This window comes from Bryobacter aggregatus MPL3 (genome assembly GCF_000702445.1).
GTDB classification, from domain to species: domain Bacteria; phylum Acidobacteriota; class Terriglobia; order Bryobacterales; family Bryobacteraceae; genus Bryobacter; species Bryobacter aggregatus.
The window spans coordinates 1,025,751-1,043,271 of the sequence record NZ_JNIF01000004.1; the positions used below are offsets into that span (position 1 = coordinate 1,025,751).

Annotated in this window: 10 protein-coding genes; 4 read left to right on the plus strand and 6 right to left on the minus strand. The window is 56.8% G+C overall.

Annotation, left to right across the window (positions count from 1 at the left end; all coding sequences use genetic code 11):
* Nucleotides 1–3: 3 nt before the first annotated feature.
* The gene (locus tag M017_RS0124200; RefSeq protein WP_031500819.1) at nt 4–573 is read left to right on the plus strand and encodes a hypothetical protein; all 570 of its coding nucleotides are present in this window, start codon (nt 4–6) and stop codon (nt 571–573) included.
* Between the two features lie 3 nt (nt 574–576).
* Here M017_RS0124200 and M017_RS0124205 read toward each other — a convergent pair whose 3' ends face one another.
* Genes M017_RS0124205 through M017_RS0124215 form a run of 3 tightly spaced genes read right to left on the minus strand, consistent with a single transcriptional unit; the run spans nt 577 to nt 4,828 of the window.
* Nucleotides 577–1,386 (minus strand): hypothetical protein, encoded by an 810-nt coding sequence (locus M017_RS0124205; RefSeq protein ID WP_155121603.1) that lies wholly within the window; start codon nt 1,384–1,386, stop codon nt 577–579.
* Nucleotides 1,387–1,398: 12 nt separating this feature from the next.
* Entirely contained in the window at nt 1,399–1,977 is a 579-nt protein-coding gene (locus M017_RS29780; RefSeq protein ID WP_035959009.1) for a GNAT family N-acetyltransferase, read from the minus strand.
* A 34-nt stretch (nt 1,978–2,011) separates the two neighbouring features.
* Nucleotides 2,012–4,828, minus strand: a complete 2,817-nt coding sequence (locus M017_RS0124215; protein ID WP_162180036.1) for a TonB-dependent receptor — start codon at nt 4,826–4,828, stop codon at nt 2,012–2,014.
* A 362-nt stretch (nt 4,829–5,190) separates the two neighbouring features.
* Between M017_RS0124215 and M017_RS0124220 the strand changes: the two genes are divergently transcribed.
* The 3 genes from M017_RS0124220 to M017_RS0124230 all read left to right on the plus strand — a co-directional run bounded on the left by M017_RS0124220 (nt 5,191) and on the right by M017_RS0124230 (nt 7,737).
* Nucleotides 5,191–5,877: a hypothetical protein gene (locus tag M017_RS0124220; RefSeq protein WP_155121605.1), complete on the plus strand. Its 687-nt coding sequence runs from the start codon at nt 5,191–5,193 to the stop codon at nt 5,875–5,877.
* A 67-nt stretch (nt 5,878–5,944) separates the two neighbouring features.
* Complete coding sequence (locus M017_RS0124225) at nt 5,945–7,309, plus strand: Gfo/Idh/MocA family protein (RefSeq protein WP_031500825.1); 1,365 nt, start codon at nt 5,945–5,947, stop codon at nt 7,307–7,309.
* 74 nt (nt 7,310–7,383) lie between these two features.
* Nucleotides 7,384–7,737, plus strand: a complete 354-nt coding sequence (locus M017_RS0124230) for a hypothetical protein (RefSeq protein ID WP_155121606.1) — start codon at nt 7,384–7,386, stop codon at nt 7,735–7,737.
* On the opposite strand, the gene M017_RS0124235 is transcribed toward M017_RS0124230, so the two are convergent.
* The 3 genes from M017_RS0124235 to M017_RS0124245 all read right to left on the minus strand — a co-directional run bounded on the left by M017_RS0124235 (nt 7,734) and on the right by M017_RS0124245 (nt 17,521).
* Nucleotides 7,734–10,061, minus strand: coding sequence for a TonB-dependent receptor (locus tag M017_RS0124235; protein ID WP_031500827.1), 2,328 nt, complete (start codon nt 10,059–10,061; stop codon nt 7,734–7,736). The two genes, M017_RS0124230 and M017_RS0124235, sit on opposite strands and share 4 nt — an antisense overlap.
* Before the next feature lie 89 nt (nt 10,062–10,150).
* A complete protein-coding gene (locus tag M017_RS0124240) occupies nt 10,151–11,326 on the minus strand; it encodes a M20/M25/M40 family metallo-hydrolase (protein ID WP_162180037.1) in 1,176 nt (391 codons plus the stop codon).
* Nucleotides 11,327–11,413: 87 nt separating this feature from the next.
* The gene (locus M017_RS0124245) at nt 11,414–17,521 is read right to left on the minus strand and encodes an Ig domain-containing protein (RefSeq protein WP_031500830.1); all 6,108 of its coding nucleotides are present in this window, start codon (nt 17,519–17,521) and stop codon (nt 11,414–11,416) included.

The following is a 17,521-nucleotide window of genomic DNA, read 5'->3' on the forward strand; positions in this document are numbered from 1 at the left end:
ATCATGAGTCCCGCTGTATTCCTGCTTTCTGCCGTTTTGGTGTCGCCCCTTCTCTGGGCTCAGGCCCCTGCAAAGACCTTTGTGGCCGCGGATTTCCAGGTACCGGAAATCTATGTCTCCCGGCAAGGCACCTTCAAACTCAAGCCCTTGGTTCCGAAATACGCAAAGCTCGACTATGACGCCTATATGGGATCGATCGAACACTTGCAAAAGACGTTCAGCTTCTCAACACGCTGGCCAAACGCAGGTATCTCTTTGGCTGATGCCATTCGGGATACAGAAGGAGAAGAGGCGGGCTTTCACGCCCGCCGGAAGTTCACCTATGCCGTATTGAATCCTGTCGAGTCCCGCGAACTCGGTTGTGTCTATATCAGCCCGAGCACCAAAGAAGGCTATGATGCCACGGTCCGGATGTGGGTCACCGAGAACCAGGCCATCATCGGTTTTGACAAGCGCCTCTATGAAGAAGTGAAGCTTTGGTTGCGCGCGAGATGGCCCTTTGAGAGAGTGGCTTTCATCGGATCCGAAATCACGCGCGAAGAGTTTATGAAGTTGCCGGACAAGGCGCGTTAGCGCCTAGTTGCGCCAGCGCAGATCGATGCGATCGCGATCGCGTCCGCCATTGGAAATTGTAATGCTGCGGACGCGGTTGCGGTTATCCACTTCGATCTCCATCTCGCCCCGGTAGTTGCTCCCGTTCACATCCGCAATAATCCGATCCCGGTCCATGCGCAGAACGCGGCCGTTGAAGTTGACACGGGAATTCCGATTGGTCTCGAAGCTGACATCGACATCGCCACGGCGGCCAATCGATACGGTGCAGTTATAGAGCTTCTGCTCGTTCCGGTTCGTGCGCAGATAGCCATCTCCCCGCCCGTTATAGTTGACCTCGTTGTTCCATCCATTGCCATTTCCGTTGCCCGGATATCGATTCCCATTGCCGTTCCCCGGAAAGCGCCCGCGATCCCCGTCATAGCCCCCCTGGTTGTAGTCACTACCGCCACGCCAGAAGATGTCGAAGGTATAGCCTTCCTTCCCCGATTTGGGGTCCTCAATACGGATCACCGCTCCATTCCTGCCGCCGGCATTGCGCACCAGAGTTTGGCGTCCTCGTCCATCCACCCCCTGAAACCGGAAATCGTTCGGATTGTTCGGCATCACTTGGTTGCATTCAAAGCGCCGGAACGTGGCGGGATTCCCGCTGAGGGTACGAATCTGTGCGCGATCGCCGTTGATCTCGACTTCAGCAACATCATCGACTTCCACTTCGATGGTGCATTTCCCATCGCCTCCTCCGCCTCGAATGGAAGCAGTCCTCGAGTCAGTGACGCGCTGAGCGCTCAGAGTAGCGGCCATCGCCGCAAAGAGGAAAAATTTAGATTTCATGGCAGATCCTGTCTATATAGATAAAGCGTACAACCGGGCCGCAATGGTTCTTTTTACCACGGGCCAATCGTCATCAATCACGGAATAGAAAACACTCGATCGCTGATAGCCGTCTGGAAAGATGTAGTCCTTGCGAAATACTCCCTCCCGAACTGCTCCCAACTTCTCAATCGCTTGCTGAGATCGCAGATTGCGAGAGTCCGTTCGAAACTGGACGCGCACACAACCCAAGCTTTCAAAGGCGAAGCAAAGCATCAGATACTTTGCATTCAGGTTGATTGCCGTCCCTCGAAACTCCCTCCCCAGCCAAGTGCCTCCGATTTCTAAGGAACGATTCGGTGGGTCGATCGTCAGAAACCGGGTGGAACCGGCAATTTGTCTGCTGGAGGAATCCAGAGTAACAAAGGGATACTCGATTCCCTGATCCCGTTTGGCCAAAGCGGTTTGCACCCAATGCTGCAACCGTTCCGGTGAATCCTGCAGCCCGCCGCGCATGTACTTCCAGATCTCGGCTTCACTTGCCTGGGGCCAGAGAGCCTCGACGTCATTGAGGGCCAAGGGCCGGAGTTGAACTACGCCGTTTTCAAGCACAGTGGGATGAGGAATCACAATTCTGAGCTTACCCTCAGAACAGGAAGCGGAACCCAAGTTGGACCCGGCGCATCTCGTGCCAGGACAGAATCGTGAAATTTGTCCGGTTGAGAAAGGCATTCGTGGAATCAGGAATCGGGGAGTTGAAGAGGTTGGCCGATTCCGCAAAGACTTCCGCCTTGGCTCGCGGCCACACTCTTTCCATCGAGAGAAATCGAGACAGGCGGGCATCCATCTGCATCGAGGCCGGGCCTTTGCCGACATTGCGCCCGTAGAAGAGCGGCCGGTCATTTGCGACGGAATCACGATTGAGATCAGCGCCGGCGCGCACATCGTAGGTGGTGCCAGACCGGGCAAACAGGAAGGTGGCCAGTTGGAATCCGCGCCAACGCGCCACCGAACTGGCGTTCAGTACATGCCGAACGTCCGTGATTGAGTTGCCATACTCGGCCCGCCGGTTGTAGGTGTCCTGTGGTTGCTCGCTGCCGCCGGAGACACCGTTCTCTGGAGCGTTATCGAGAGAATGGGACCAGGTGTAGGACACATTGAACTGGAGCGCATTGCGAAAGCGCTTCAATACCTGGATGCCGAGCGCATGATAGTTCGAGTTGCCCGCACTCGTCAGTTCCATGATGTTGTTGAAATTCGGATCGAGACGCCGGGCCCCATAAACGGTACGGCCGTCAGCTAAGGGCGGAAGTGAAGAGACCGGATCCAGGTTGATGTTCTGCAGCACAGGAATCTTTGAGCCATGCAAGCCAGCCGCTGTAATCGTGACACTGAGATCATGAGCGATTTCCCGCACCACACCCACCTGAAACTGATGCACGGTCATCCACTGAAAATCGGGAGAGATGACGCTGAGGCTCGGCTTCACGCGCACCGATCCGCTATTGACACGGGGATAGAACGGATAGTTTGGGGACCCTGGAGAATCGCCCGCAATCTCGACAGAGACCTCATTGACTGAATTCTCAATCAGGCTGTCGCGAAAAGCGTTGCCCGAGGGTGCATCAAAATGGACCCCGTAGGAAAGCCGGAACGCCATCCGGGGATTCCCACGCGGAGACCAGGCCAAGCCGAGCCGGGGTGCAAAATTGTAGCGATCCGAAGGAATCTGCCGGGAAAGCGGGTGGGGCGCATTTGCGGGTGCCGATGGCACGTACATAGTCTCGTAGCGCAATCCGTAGTTGAGGGTCAGGTTCGGGCGTAGGCGCCAGGAGTCCTGTACATAACCCCCAAGATAGGTCTGTTGGTACTCCAGCCGGGGTTTCCCGAAACTGAGTGTCAATTGGGTGTAGCTGTAGCGTCGTCCTGTCGAGGGATCGATTTCTCTCTTGATCGTCCGCAGGTACTGCTCGAGCGGCGTGAGATCACTGGTTCCGGCAAAGAGAAAAACCGGATTCAGGGAGTCATCGTACATCACTGGTGAGCGAACCAGATTGACTCCCGCTTTCAACAGATGGGTCGAGCGATGAAAGCTGATATTGTCTGAAAACTCTTCGATTCGCTCCCGGTTTGCAGAGAGATGATCGGGATAGCCAAAGCTCACAACGCCACTGAGAATCGTCGTTGGCAGTGTGTCCGCATTGGGTGTGAGATAGGGCGTCCGGCGCGAATAGCGGTCGGCGAGCTGTGTGCGAAACTCGTGGGTCAGCGACGGGGTGATCAACCAGTTCCACATCGCGGCCAACGCGTAAGTGTTCGTCAGCGCACCAGCAGACGAACTGAGTACTGTCGTACCCCCAGGGGACTGCGCCTCATTGAATTCCCGATATGTATTCGCCCGGAATGTAATCGTATGACGATCTAAGGGTTGATAATCCAGCCGAACAAGCCAAAGTGTTGGGTTGAATTGACTGGGCAACAGATCGATATCTTTCTCGGTAAAACCAAGACTCACCACCTGGGCCCGGGCCGCCGGGTCGGTAAATCCAAGCGGAAGTGGAAACGCCCGCCGGCTCGTCTCGTTCGAAACGAAGTAAAACAGCTTGTCCCTGCGGAGCGCGCCCCCCACCCCAAATGCGCCGATATCCGCATAGGGCTTGACGGCGCCAGCCGATCGGAAGGGCACCGCGTTGAAGCCAGTTCGTGAAACTAAGTACTCAAATTGACCATGCAGCGTATTTGTGCCAGACCGCGTAATGTTATTAATCACACCGCCGCCAGTCCGGCCGTACTCGGCATTGGCCCCGAAGGTCATGATCTGTGTCTCGTCCACCGAGGTGGGACCGAGCCTGGTGACTCGATACGACTTCTGTTGCGAGGTCGTATTCTCAAAGCCGTCGATCTGGAAATTCACCCGGCGGGCAAGCCCACCGATATCAAAACGGGGGGCCTCATACTCTCGCGGCCGATTGGCGTTGATAAAGGGTTGCAACAAGGAGAACTGCAGCTCATTCCGCGCCAGATTGGGCAAATTTCGAATATCCACCGCCGTGAGCGCCCGGGAACTGGACGATTGCGCGACCTCCACCATCGGCGATTCGCCGGGGAGAGTAATGGTCTGATGTGCCGAAACCAGATTCAATCTGTGTTCGAGCGTCACCAGTTGTCCCGTCGAAAGCGTAACGCCAGTCATCCGGTAGCGGGCGAAGCCCTCGGCCGCAATCGTGACTTCGTATTCCCCAATCGGCAGAAAGGGGACGAGGTAGCGCCCTTCCTCGTCGGTCTGGAGCTCACGCTGAAAGTTCGTGTCGAGATTCCGAAGCGAAATCTGCGCCGCCACGAGGAGGGCTCCCTGGGCGTCGCGGACTCGACCGTCAATCTGGCCCGTATTGGATTGAGTTTGCGCAAAAGCCCAAAGCCCTGCCCAAACAAACCCCACCGCAAAACAAAATTTAGATCGCAACAAGAACTCCATTGAGAGATGCAATTGGAACCCAATTCGGTTTCAGGGAATTCTAAGGTAAAAACCCTAAAAAAGAATGAGGATTCACTTGACCTTGTACTATTCCCTACGCATACTTAAGGTATTCACCTTAGCGTTAGGGCTACTCGCTAGTACTCATGTTCTAAGGAATTCATTGGAGGAATTGTAAAGAAATGTTTATCATCCCCGTAACCCCGCCGCTTCCTGACGATGTGAAGATCATTCCGGTTACCCCCCCGCTGCCGGACGACGTCAAGTAGTTCGCGCTAGCCATTAACTGAACAAAATTTTCCGAGCCATCGTAACTCTTTCTGGCGAATACGCTTAAGATGGAGGGAACGGTGGCTCGAAACCTTTATGATGTTGTAATTGTCTATGGCCCACTCATCGCATTGCTCTTGCAAGCAGCGGTACTTTCTCGTTTTTTAGAAGCCCGTAACCGCGACTTCCCGCTCGCCATCCTCTTCTCCCTCTTTCTTTTCCCCCTCACTGTATTCACCTACATCCTGAATCTCCGTCCGAACCTGATTCCGATGACCGTCGGCTTCACCCGGGGTTATGAGCTTGCCGATCTCTGTATGCACATCCTGCTGTTGGCGCTTATGCTCCAACTCATCCGGCAAACTCTTCTCAGTTTAGGGGAACCGGCCTCGGTCACCATCGGCATGGGGGCGGTCTCCGGCCTGATTGCGGGATTGGCCTATCTTTACTTTGGTGACGATTTTACGAGAATCCGCCAAGTGGTGAGCTTCTGGATGGTACTCCTGAACCTCTATTGGTGGACTCTCCTCCTGCGCAAGCGCAAAGTCCAGCGCCGTCTGATGCTGCTCAGTACTGGCATCGGACTCATGATGACTGGACAGGTGATTGGCGACGGGATGATCATCCTGGCGGAGAAGCGTGTCCTCATGTACACCGGGGCTTACTTCGCGATCTACCTCTCCAATTACGCCTGTTCCTACTGTTGGTACAACGCCTTTTCAAGGGTGAATGCCGCGGACTCCCCGAACTTGCAGAGTGTTTCCTAGCGCGTCAGCTTTCCTTTGACCTGAAGAGGGACTCCCGATAGACTGGATGCGAGGATCCTCTCCACGTATGTCCCTAGATTCTGTTAACCGTCGCTACTTTCTAATGAGCGCAGGCGCCTTGAGTGCCGCCAAAGCGCTTTCTGCTGCTAAACCCGCCGCTGGCCGTGTCATTGGTGCCAACGATCGGATCAATGTAGGTGTCATTGGCTCAGGTGGCCGTGGCTTCTATGTGGCCCGTGAATTCGACAAAGCCGGCAAGAATGGGGCCAATGCCCAGATCGTTGCCGTTTGTGACGTCTATCAGAAGCGCGTCAACCGCGCCAAAGAACAGTACAAGTGCGATGGCACGCTCGATTATCGCGAACTCCTGAACCGCAGCGATATCGACGCCGTCATCGTCGCCACCCCGGATCATTGGCACGCCACGATTGCTCTTGAAGCGATGGATAAGGGCAAGGACGTTTATCTCGAAAAGCCGATGTGCCACACCATTGATGAGGCACGGCGTCTGACGGAGACCGTGAAAGAGACCAAGCGCATTCTGCAGGTGGGTTCACAAACCACCTCCGGTGACCAGTGGGCCCAGGCGCGCAAGGTGATTAGCGACGGCATGCTCGGCAAGTTGATCATGTCGCAGGGCAGCTACCATCGCAATTCGATCGAAGGCGAATGGAACTACCCGATCGACCACGAAGCCGGTCCGGACGGCAAGGGCGAGAACTACATCGATTGGAAGATGTGGAATGGTCCGGCTCCCAAGCGCGACTGGGCGAAGGACATGGGCCAGGACCGCTTCTTCCGTTTCCGCAAGTATTGGGACTACTCCGGCGGCATTGCCACCGACCTCTATTACCACGTGGTTGCGCCGATGAACATCTGCTGGGGCGAACCGCAGTTCCCGAGCAAGGTCGTTTCCGGTGGCGGCATCTATGCCTTTGACAAGCTGCCTGAAGATCCCTCGAAGCCCGATCGCGAAGTGCCGGATACCTTCAGTGTCATCGGTGAATACCCGAAGGGCCATTCGCTCGTGTTGAGCGCCTCGATGGCGAACTCGCAGCACATCCCCGGACTCATCCGCGGTCACGGCGCTACCCTGACCATGGTTGAGCACGGCCGCTTCGAAGGCTTCTCTCCCTACCTGACGCTGAAGGCGGAGAAGAGAAACGGCAAGTTTATCGTTCCCGAACTCGAAGCGAAATTCGAGGGCAAGGACGAGATCAAGATTGCAGTTGAAGAGAACAATACGATGCAGACCCACGTGGGCAACTTCCTGAGCTGCATGCGCACTCGCCAGAAGCCGCGTCTGGATGTGGAGACGGGCGCTCGCGCCCAGGTGCTCATCACCATGGCTGTTCAGAGCTTCCGTCAGGGTAAGGTACTCTACTTCGACGAGAAGAACTGGAAGGTTTCCGACAAGCCCGTCAAGGCTTAAGATCCTCTCAACCCTTTGTTTGTCCTGTCCCCGCCCCCGTGGCGGGGACTTTTTATTTGTGCTCCAATGATGCCGTGGCCAAGTCCGTCACTTCTTATTTGTTGCGGCTGAGTTATGCCGCGCGTTCACTGCTACTTGGTTTGGTCGCCGGACAAGCCGGCGTCTTTCTTGTTTACCCCACCTGGAATAGTCTTGCTTCCCTTCCCTATGTCATTGCTGTTGCATTCCCGGCAGCTTTGCCAGTGGCCTTATGCATCGCCTTGCTGCAGAAGGCCCACCTCTGGATCGTTCCGCTGTCCGCTCTCATCGGAACCCTTGAAGTCTATTGGATGGGGTTTGAATCTCCAACAGCCTTCTGGCTCGCATTTGCGATCTCCACAGTCAGCGGCTGGCAATATTGGCGTCTCCTTCGTACGGTTCCCACTTAGAACCAGATGCGATAACGGATTGAAATCGTGCGCGGCTGTACGAGCCGGGTGCCGACGAATGCGCTTTGAAAGTTATAGAGCGCCGTCTGATCCGTCAGGTTATTCACCTGGGCGCCAAGCTCCCAACGGGCTCGATCCTTCACGGTCTTCCGATAGCCGATTAGCAGATCGTATATGGTTCTGGGGCGTACGCGAGGAGTCCTTTGGTCAAGTGCAACGTAAGGGAGCAGGTCGGCATAATCAGGGTCTGCTGCAACCTCTCGCGGGTCGGATGGATTGGCCACCAGTCCGGAATCATACCGCCCGCTGAAGGTGCCAAACCATCCCCGCTGGCTGCGATACGCAATCATCCCGCTCGCGCCGAGCTTCTGATCGTGATCGATCACGAAAGGTCCTTGCGACAAAGCAGCAACCGCATCATTCCCAATAAACAAGCCGCCCGTAAACGGCGGGGTCGAGATCGCCCGCGCATGCGTCAGACTGAGATTCCCGGTAAAGCCGCGTCTGGACTTCATCTCGATCCTTGCCTCTGCTCCATTCACCCGGATACTGGCCAATGCAATCGGGAAGATGATTCCTGTGTTGAAGAAGTTGTTGTTATCTTGCTGGTTCGTTGCATCCTTGTGATAGACCGCGCCTGCAAAGTTGATCCAAGTACCCAGGCTCTGCTGCACGCCCGCTTCATAGAAGTTCTGCTTCTCGGGGCGAATGCGAATCGTTGTTCCGCCAAAAGTCTGCCGGACCACTGGTGGCGCGAGTGCTCCCGCTTCGTCAGAACTGGAGAGCAGCAGATTCTCATTCGGTGGGGTCTGGTACAGCCGATTGTAAGCAATCCGGAACACCGTCCCCGTCTCCCGCAGATGATACGCAAGCCCAAGCCGGGGTTGCCATTGGGCGCCATGCGTCAGAAAGCGATAGGAGTCATAACGCAGTCCGAGCGTTGCGGTAAAGCGTCCCATCCGCACTTGATCCTGAAAGAATCCGCTCTGCAAGGCGCCACGATCCTTCGCGTTAAAGTGGAAGGTCTTGCCACCAAGTGGAAGCGTGTAGTCGGCCAGTTCCGGATCGAAGTTCGGGTCGGTCACGGCAAAGCGAAACTGCTCATGCAAGGGATAGTGCTGGGAGTCGACGCCGATACGCAGGTTGTGCCGGCCCCAGATCTTCGAGTAGCGCGCATTCAGATTGATTGTCTTCGCCGTCCGGTTTTGCCATGCCGTCACTGGTGTATCCCCCGCACTCGGCAGCAACTGCGCACGCGTTGAACGTAGACTGAGATTCGACTCGAAGGTGCTGCTGGCATCGATCACATGCAGCCAGGTTCCGGAGACACTCAAGTCGCTCAGATCCTGCCGCTGGTCCATCCGGTTGGCTTGTTGTGAGCGAAGATTTGCACTCTCGAAGCCAGCTCTTCCGCCCATAAACAAAAGCCGGATCGTATCGCGGTTCGACGCCTGATAATCCAATCGCTGGAAGAAGCGTTCCGAGTTTCCGCCGTTATGAAGATTGTCGAGAGAGACGCTATCGAGATAGCGATGCGTCTTGACCGTCATGCCCATTCCAGACCAGGCAAAGCGCCCCGCTTCTCCCGCCACCGAAAGCCCTTGGCTCAACGAATCGAACTGACCCGCCTGTGCATTCCACACTCCAGTAAACTTGCGGCCCAGGCCATGCCCCGAGCGCGTTGTCACTTGTGCGACCGCGCTGACTTTGTTGCCATACTCGGCCGGAATATTGCCGGTGTAGAGTTCCACTGTCTCGACAATCGACGGGTCAATTGCGTTGGCGAAGGCGCCGCCAAGCTGATCGCTGATCGGCATCCCATCGACAACGAAGGTCATCTGGTTGTGCGCCCCACGCGGATGGATGCTGCCATTCGCGTTCTGGGCAAAGCCCGGAAAGGTGGCCAATACTTGTTCCAGCCCTCGTGATCCCCCACTCCGCGCCAATTGGTCAATCGTCTCACGCGACATCTGCGCACGGCTGCCTGTCTGTTCTGGATCAATGTTGGTAGACTCAGACCGCTCAACTACAGTTAAGCTCTCACCGCTATGAGCGACTCCCAAAACCAGCACCACTTCTTCCGGAATGTTCGAACGAATCGCGATCGTTCGCGTGGCACTGGCAAGCTGTGCCCCGCTCGCCGTTAATCGAAACCGTTGCCAGGGCAGGTTCAGGAAACGTACGCCCCCTCCTGCATCGGTCTTGAGCTCTTGCTGCCAGCCTCCGGCCTCCAGACTCAGTTCGACCTGCACGCCGGGAACGGCAGAACCGGAACTGTCCTGAACCTGGACAACAAGACTGCCGCCTGTCTGGGCAAAGATCAAGAAAGATTGAAATAGAAATACTAGAGCTAACCTGATAGTCATACTTGAACTATCAGAATACAGTTAACTATGGTTAAACACAAGAACCACTATTTGCCGGCGAGCATCGCCACCAGCAATGCCGCCATCTGGGGCGCGCGATAGGCGTCGTCTCCTTCCTCAAACCATTCGTCGATCGAGTGCGCGTTCGGGCTCCGTCCGCCACCTCCAATCGTTACCGCTGGAATGCCGAGACTCATGGGAAGATTCGAGTCCGTACTCCCGCTTCCAGTCGCGAATGCGGGAATCTTCAGCGCCTTTGCCGCACCGAAGGCTGCTTGGATGATGGGCAGATCATCACCAGGGCTTGCCGCCGGACGCGAGCCGATGTTCTTGATCTCGAGCTCCAATGCCGCCTGACTGTTGGGCCAACGCTTCTTCTCCGCCTCCAGGCCAAACTGCAGGGCCGCGCGCAGGCGCTCATCGAGCGCGGCGAGTTCCTTTGGAGATTCACTTCGGATATCCACCTCCATGCTCACCTCAATGGGAATGGAGTTCACGCTCGTTCCACCCTTCACCGTCCCGATATTGAAGGTGGTGCGAGGATTCTGTGGCACTTCGATATCGGCGATCCTGGCGATCGCGCGGCCCATCGCATGAGCTGGGTTCGGCATTCCGAACGCGCCATAGCTATGTCCGCCACGCCCCTTGTAGCTGACCAGATAGCGATTGCTTCCAACGCCGCGAGAGGTGATGCGAAAGCCGGTGCCATCGACGGAGATGAAGGCATCCACCTGGCCCTTCAGCTCCTTAGTAAACAGATGCCGGACACCGCGCAAATCGCCCTGCCCTTCTTCGCCAACGGTGGCGACGAAGAGGACTGTGCCTTTGAACTGCGGCTTGTTCTCGCGTAGAGCCTTCCCAACGGCAAGCACTACGGCGAGTCCCCGGCAGTCATCTCCGATTCCAAGGCCCGTCAGCCGTTTCCCTTCCCGCTTGACGTGGACATCCATGCCCTCTGGAAAGACCGTGTCGAGGTGCGCGCTGAATACAATCAGCGGCTTCGACGCAGTCGATCCTGGCAGACGGCTGATGACGTTGCCTTCTGAATCGATGCGAACCTCCTCCATGCCAAGAGCTGCGAGTCGACGTGCATACTCTTTGCCGCGCGCGGCCTCACCAAAAGGAGGAGCAGGAATTTCACAGATCGACGTTTGCTGTTCGATCGTCCAGGCGTTATTCGTTTGAATGGAGGCAAGCGTAGCGGCGAGACGTGAGTCCGCCATCCACTCAGAAGCAGTTTGGGCTCCCAAGACAAGGGAGCCCAAAAGAAGGATCAGGATTGGTTGCATCTATCCGTTCAGGATACGATGCTAATTCGCCGCAACTGCTGCTGAGGCGCCCTCCCCGTTGGTGATCACCACACTCACGCCCGTGATATCGGCGGGGTTGCCCGAAACCGTAAAGGGCAGAGTCAACGCAAACTGACCACCAAAGCTCTGGCTTGCCGCACTGGCAAACCAAGCCTGGATCGCAGCCTGCACATTCACCACTACTTGCGTTGCCGTCGTCAGATCCACGCTACCCGCAGCACTAAACGCAATCCGGGCTTCGCTCAGTTGCCTCGTATTCGAGTAGCCTTCGACGCGAATCTCAAGACTGCCACTCGAGCGAGTGACACGAACCGCAGTAATCACTGGAGCGGCGCGGGCAATCACGATCGTCCGGCTTGGGCCCGGAGAACTGACTCCCGCAAAGTTCAGCACGCTATCCACACGGATGGTTCCGGCAAGCGTACCCGTTGCAATGCTTGCGTTTGCATCGGCAAGAGTGACTTGCGTCGACCCGGCTGCAATCGTGAAGCTCATCTTGCGAGTCCCGTTCGCAAAACGAACCGCCGGATCGTCAACACCATGGATGGCGTCCGGAACAAAGCTCAACGTCAATTCCCCTGTCACTGGCACGCCGAAGGGGCTCGCGATTTGAATCGTGAACGGCAAATTCTGATTCACACCGCCAGTGCCCGGCAAGCCATTAACAGAAACGCCCGGAGTGCTATCCGTCGTCACCTTGAGGCTGAGGACCTTCGTTGCACGGAGGCCAAGGCTATCCGTCACCGTCACCACAAAGCTCTTTGTCCCGATTACGGAAGGCGTGCCGCTGATCCCGCCATTCGCAGAGAAGCTGAGCCCAGTGGGCAAATCGCCGTCGATGCTCCAACGATAAGGCTCACGGCCGCCCGTTGCGCCAATGGAACTGCTGTAGCTCACTCCAGCACTCCCGTTCGGCAACGATTCCGTTGTGATCTGCAACTTCTTCACACCGTCCGGACGAACCTCTAAGTTGTAGCTCTTCCGCGCTGTAGCGCCGGTCACATCCATCACCTGCACCGTAACTCCAAACTGCCCGGTAACGCTGGGCGTGCCGGAGAAGGAACCCGTCGCCGGATCGAAACTCACTCCGCTTGGAATCGAACCACGGACAATGGTCCAGAACAACGGTTGAGAACCACCCTCGGCAGCCAGGCCGGCTGCATAGGCTTCATCCACCTTGCCATCTGGAATCGCATCGGTCGTAATATCGAGCGAGCCAGCCGGCTTCACATGCAGCAGGAATGACTTCTGCGCCTTTGCGCCTTTCGCATCGGAAACGGATACCGAAAGGCTCACATCGCCTGCTTGCGTTGGAGTGCCACTCACGGAGTCTCCGTTCGCATTCAGCCCGGCGGGAGTGCCTTCGATGCTCCAGCTATACGGAGCCTTCCCTCCTTCTACTCCAAATCCAGCACTGTAGGCTTTGCCAACGATCGCGTCCGAGAGCGGCGAACCTGTCGTAATCGTCAGCGGCAGATTGCCGTCTTTGATTTCGATGCTCAGCGCTTTGGGCGCCTTGCGTTTCAGATCATCCGTCGCCGTGACCGTAAAGCCAAAGCTACCCTTCTTGGTGGGCGTACCCTCGATGCTGCCGGAAAGTACATCGATCGACAGCCCCTCTGGCAGGGAGCCGCTCGTGATGCCGAAGCGAACAAAACCAACGGCGCCGCTGGTGGCCACTGTACTTGCATAGGCCCCGCCCACTGCGCCGTCTGCCAACGAGGTTGTTGAGATGAGGAAGGGTTGTCCGGTCACCTCAAAGATACAGGAGGTCTTGACCGAGGTCCCCGTGCGATCCGTCGCTTCGAATTCGCCGGTGAATTTACCCGCCTCTTCTGGCTTCGCGCTGAAGTTCGCCGCACCGGTGGAGGTGGCATCGAAGGCAAACGCGGTCGGCAACGTTCCCGAGGCAAGAGCCAGAGTATAAGGAGCCAGGCCACCGCTGATTGGGAAGCTGCCGCGTGTCGTCACGCCCAAGGGCAGCGTCAATGTCGCGGGACAGGAGAGCGATAGGGTGGAATTTCCCGCAGCCAGCAGAATGGTCCGGCTGGCGGTTGCCCCCGTCGCATCCTTCACCTGGAGAGAGAGGGCGAAGTTCCCCTTTGTGAGGGCGACACCGGAATAGCTGCCATCGCTCGCGAGCTTGAAGCCAGAGTCATTCGGAGCCACGAGCAGTGTCCAGGAGTAGGGACTCTTTCCACCGCCCGCTTCTACCTTTCCGGTGTAGCTTTCGCCAGCCGTCACCGCGATCGGCCCGGCAGTGAGGATTCGAAGATCGCCATTGGCCACACCGATCGAACACTGGGTCTGCGTCTTCGCGCTGCCCGCATCACTGACGGCGAAAACGAATACCGAAGCGCCGAGTGCTGTCGGCGTCCCGCTGATCGAGCCGCTCGCCGGATCGAGTGCCAGTCCAGCCGGCAGGCTTCCGGAAGAGAGCGAGAACAGATAAGGACTTCTGCCGCCCAACACATTCGCGGCGGAAAGATAGGGAACTCCGAACTCCGCGGCGGCATTCGGGCAACCTAGACGGAAGCTCCCCTGGAATACTGGCATGGAAAAGCGAGCATCCACGCTCCCACCAGCAGCATCGCTCAGCACCACTGTAAACGTGTAGGTTCCGGCTGTCGTTGGCGTACCGCTCAGACGGCCATCTGCAGAAAAGCTCACACCTGGCGTAACACTGCCGGAGCTCACTGCAAACCGGTAGGGAGGCGTTCCCCCAGCAGCTTGGATCGACTGCGAGTAGCTCAAGCCGACGGTCCCACCGTCCACAAAGCTCGTGGCAAAGTGCAACGGGTCTGTCGTTCCAATTGTGATCGAAAAGCTGCGAGTGGCAGACTGCTCCATGTAGTCATAAGCAGTCACCGAGAAGGTTGTTGTACCCGGAGATTGTGGCGTTCCTGAAATCACGCCGGTGCTCGAGCTCAGGCTCAACCCGGCAGGCAGACTGCCGCTCAAGTAGTAATGATAGGGAGCGATGCCTCCACTCAGCACAAGCGGCGCGGAATAACTGCTATTCGGGCTGCCAGTGGGAAGAGAAGTGGTCACCCAGTTCAGCGGAGTGGCATTTGAGATATTGGCAACGCAAGATGCCGTTGTCGGCGGGGGCGAGACTTCATAGTAAATGTTACTGGAGTCTTGGACGGCGATCTGGTACGGATAAGTTCCACTCGCAAAAGGAGTGCCAGAGAGCATGCCGGTCTCCGGGTTCAGGCTCAGGCCTGGAGGCGGAGAACTCTGATAGAGCGAGTAGGAATAAGGCCGTCGTCCCGCACTGGCGATGGCTGGAGAAGTATAGGCCTCTCCGGCAACCAGATCGTTCTGATCGGGGCAAGCGACGTTCAGAAGGAAGGTCGCGGATGCTCCGCCGAAAATCGTGCAGGAAGTGGAGATTGGCCCATTCAGACCACCACTCACGGTAGCCGTGAAGGTGCGTTCTGAGCTGCTCGAAGTGTCGGTCCCCATATTCGTTGTACCGCTAATCAAACCCGTCTGTGCGTTCAGCGAGAAGCCCGGGGGTAAGGTCCCGCTAGTAATAGCGTAAGTCAAGGTCCCACTCAGATTCACGCTCAGTGCAGATCGATATGGAGTGTTGCTGATTGTGTAAGGCAACGGGCAACGAAGCGACGGTGTGGTTGTGCGCGTTAGCGACACAATCAGGAAGTCGCGTTCCGCCGTCCGGCTGGCGCTATCGACAGCCCGGACGCGGAAATTACTGGTTCCCGCCGTCGTTGGCGTACCCTGAATGCCCCCAGTGGACGAATTCAATGCCAGCCCATTCGGCAAGTTGCCGCTCACGATCGAGAACGAGTAACCGCTGGTGCCGCCAACTGCCGACACACCCGAATAATAGGGAACGCCGACCCGTGCCGTCGTCCGTGGACTGGTGAGTTGGATCGGGCTCTGGGTGGTAATGGAGCAAGACCGGTTCACCGTGCGGGAAGAGACATCACCAGCACGAAGAGTAAAGGTGTAGAGTCCTTCCACAGTCGGCGTACCAGTCACATAGCCGTTCGACGAATTCAAGGTCAGCCCGGTTGGCAGGCTGCCACCGACAACGGAATAAACAATCGCGCCAAACTGCCCCAGCGTCGCCGCGGAGCTATAAGTCTGCCCCACAATCGCAGAATTGTCCGGGCAGGTGAAGCTTGTAATCAAGCCAGTGTAGGAGCGCACCGCGGAATTATTTCCACTGTCGACGGCCCGAATGGCAACATTGAAACTGCCAGTCACGTGAGGCGTTCCACTCAGAACACCGGAAGATGACAGTGAAAGCCCTGCAGGCAGCGAACCATCGCTGACGTCGAAATGATATCCGGTGCCAGTGCCGCCACTTGCTGCGAACGAAAATGCCGGATAGGCGATATCAACTACGCCGCTCGGAATCTCTGTCGTCGTAATGGTGACTGGACCCGACGATCCTGACGAGAGAATGACAATCTGCACCGTAGCCACTGCCGTGGCGCCGCTGAGATCAGTCACCCGAATCCCGGCAGTATAGGAGCCGCTCGCAGAAGGAGTGCCACCGATACTTCCGTCACTATTTAAGTTGAGGCCGGGCGGCAGTCCACCCGTCGCGATGGACCAGCTAAAGGTTGGGGTGCCGCCGCTCCGCGCAGAGGGCACTGCACTACTGGAGTAGGCCGTACCCTGCACACCTTGCGGCATCACGATGCTTCCAAAAGCAGGCGCAGCATTGATCGTCACCTGGTAGGTCTGACTTGCCGTTTCTTCGTAGTCATCGTCCACCGTGGCCGTAAAGTTGAAGGTCCCCGTTGTTGTCGGGGTGCCGAAAATAGCACCGGCATTCACCGGGGAGGGCGCATTGAAAACACGAATCGTGCAGGTCTTATCCACAACCTCCGAACCCGATGTTCCTCGCATCGTGAAGGTACTCAGACCAGCCGTGGTCGGCGTCCCGGAGAGCAGACCTTCGCTGTTCAGGCTGAGTCCTGCAGGGAAACTGCCGCTCAGCAATTGAATCCCGAAGGGGTACTGCGCATCAAGCAGAGTCAGTCCGGAGGCATAGTGAGAACCCAGTTGCGCGTAACTCTGTGGGCACGCAGCACTCATGCTGAAGCCCGAATATGGGGGCACAATGGTCAGCGCACAATCCCGGTAGACCTGCAGTCCTGTCGCATCTTCTGCGTAAAGCGTATAAGGATAGCTACCTGCACTCGGCGCGGCGCCGGATAAGGTCCCAGCCGAGTTCATTGTCAGTTGTAGGGGAGGGTCTGCATTCGTGATCCAAAATCTATAGGGTCCTGTTCCTCCCGAAAGACTCGCTTGAGCCTGAAAGTAACGTCCCGCAACTGGATTGGTGGGGAGTAACGGACAATTCGCCTTTGGGATATTCACAACTCCTGGCGGCAAGCTCCCCGTGGCGGAATACCGGTAGGCTCCAATCCCGTTTGCCGACTGGATGACGCCGAAGTATGGCTGATTCACAGTCCAGTTGGGAAGAGTGGAGGTTGAAATCTGGAGCGGCAGCGAGGTTACCGTGAGATTGATATTCGCCACATTCGATATGGCATGATTCGCATCTCTGACATAGAGACTGAAAACATAGGTATTGGGCGCGACGTGAGCGGCTCCGGAGAGAATCGTTCCAGCACTATTTAAATTAAGCCCGGACACCGGGGAATACTCATACTGGAATTTGTATGGCGCTACGCCACCATTCACTGTGAAATAACTCGCCAGAGTTACCGAATATGGCGTGTTGGCCACTGCATTCGGAAGGCTGCTTTGCGTGGCGGTGAGGGTTGGAGGGGCAACGACGCGGATCGAAAAATTTCGTTCACCGTAGGCAATGGAACTGGAATCAACGGCCCGCACCGTGAAGGGATAAACTCCGGGCATCGCACCGGAGTCCAGAAAACCACTCACAACGCCCGTAGAAGGATCGATGCCAAGGCCGCTCGGAAGCGCTCCTTCACTGATGAACCAGGCATAATTCATAGCTCCGGTGGCTACAAGCGTAACCGGGCCATAGGAAGTGCTCTGCGTCCCATCCGGGAATGTATAGGGCTGGATCGTAATCTGCCCAAATGCAGCCGCCACAACAAACAGGCTCGCCAAAACTACCTTTTGAATGATTCTCAT

Coding starts and splice junctions, on each gene's coding strand:
- M017_RS0124200 (WP_031500819.1), top strand. CDS start 4: ATGAGTCCCGCTGTATTCCTGCTTTCTGCCGTTTTGGTGTCGCCCCTT.
- M017_RS0124205 (WP_155121603.1), bottom strand. CDS start 1,386: ATGAAATCTAAATTTTTCCTCTTTGCGGCGATGGCCGCTACTCTGAGC.
- M017_RS0124225 (WP_031500825.1), top strand. CDS start 5,945: ATGTCCCTAGATTCTGTTAACCGTCGCTACTTTCTAATGAGCGCAGGC.
- M017_RS0124240 (WP_162180037.1), bottom strand. CDS start 11,326: ATGGCGGACTCACGTCTCGCCGCTACGCTTGCCTCCATTCAAACGAAT.
- M017_RS0124245 (WP_031500830.1), bottom strand. CDS start 17,521: ATGAGAATCATTCAAAAGGTAGTTTTGGCGAGCCTGTTTGTTGTGGCG.